General features: G+C 43.9%; 2 protein-coding genes. Both read left to right on the top strand.

What is annotated here, in order from left to right; all coding sequences use genetic code 11:
- Positions 1 to 234 (top strand): hypothetical protein (locus RMY64_RS36155; protein ID WP_322702620.1); only part of this gene is annotated, 234 nt, incomplete at its 5' end.
- A gap of 217 nt (positions 235 to 451) precedes the next feature.
- On the top strand, positions 452 to 1,609 hold a 1,158-nt coding region (locus RMY64_RS36150; protein WP_322702619.1), incomplete at its 3' end, for a hypothetical protein.

Raw genomic sequence — 1,609 nt, 5'->3', positions numbered from 1 at the left:
ACTTATGGGAGCAACTCCCGAACTTATGGGAGCAACTCCCGAACTTATGGGAGCAACTCCCGAACTTATGGGAGCAGCTCTAAACTTACGGGAGCAACTCCCGAACTTATGGGAGCAACTCCTGAACTTACGGGAGCAACTCCTGAACTTATGGGAGCAACTCCCGAACTTATGGGAGCAACTCCTGAACTTATGGGAGCAACTCCCGAACTTACGGGAGCTGCTAACTCGTAAACGAGGCTATAACATTTTTGAACGCAAAGGAAATACTAGGGTATATCAACAGCAGTTTGTCAGTTAGTTGATACCATCCTGCGAGATGAAATACAAATATTTCCAGTATCGGTGAGAGCAGATTCTAACTTTTTGTAAAGATTGCATAGGAAAGTACGTAAAGTTATTTGCTTGATACAGAGAAATTAATAGAGATTTCCTTTAAAGATGAAATTATATGTCAGTATCAGCTTCTTTAGACCTGTCTAAAACTTTCTTCCTCAACAGCTTATTAGAAGCTAATCAGACAATTTATTTAGATTTCGACGGCAATATCACCTCTGGTACTATCTGGAACACAAGTGAACGTCCGGCTAACATTATCACCCCTGCCTTCGACTTCGACGGCGATACAGCATCCTTTAGCTCGGCTGAACTTGAAAGAATTCAGTATATCTGGCAGCGCGTCGCTGAGGATTTCAGCCCATTTAATGTTAATGTCACAACGCAGGCTCCAGCAGATATTAACGATCTAATTAAGAGCGGTAGTGATGATACTCGCTGGGGGGTGCGTGTTGCGATCGGCGGTAGCAGTTACGATTGGTATGGTGAAAGAGTGGGAGGAATCGCCAAGCGTGGTTCTTTCAACTGGAATAGTGATACTCCTGCCTTTGTTTTTGTTGAAAATGCGTTCGATGATGAGAAGGATACGGCTGAACTTATCTCTCATGAAGTAGGTCATACGCTGGGACTCAAGCATGATGGACAAATAACCCCCGCTCAAGAATACTATCTAGGACATCCTACTGGAGAGACTGGCTGGGCACCGATCATGGGAGCAGCGTATTACGACGAGCTAACCCAGTGGAGTAAAGGCGAGTATGCTTCTGCTAACAATACCGAGGATGATTTGCAAATTATTACGACCCAAAATGGGTTCACCTACCGAGCCGATGATTGTGGTGATACAATTGCGACAGCAAAGCCACTAACCATTTCTAGTACGTCTGTCAGTGGTAGTGGCATCATTGAGCGCAATACAGACCTAGATTTTTATAGTTTTGTCACAGGTTCTGGTCTGATTAGCTTGACAGTGAATCCTTTTAGTCCAGGGCCAAACTTAGACATTTTGGCAGAGCTATACAATTCTGCTGGTACCTTAATTGCATCGTCCAATCCAACAGATTTACTATCTGCAAGTATTACAGCAAATGTCGTTGCTGGAAATTATTACCTCAAAATTGATGGTATAGGAAAAGAAGATCCTCTTGCAACTGGCTACACGGATTACGGCAGTTTGGGGCAGTACTTTATCAGTGGTACTCTAAACTTTCCTAATATCCAGCGATGGGCAACTGGCCAAGGCGGTTTTTGGGATGCTCAAAAATGGCTAGTC

It is taken from the genome of Nostoc sp. DedQUE08 (assembly GCF_034530895.1).
In the GTDB taxonomy this organism is placed as follows: Bacteria; Cyanobacteriota; Cyanobacteriia; order Cyanobacteriales; family Nostocaceae; genus Nostoc.
The sequence above is the reverse complement of the archived record's forward strand: the minus strand, read 5'-3'. Positions and strand labels throughout refer to the sequence as shown.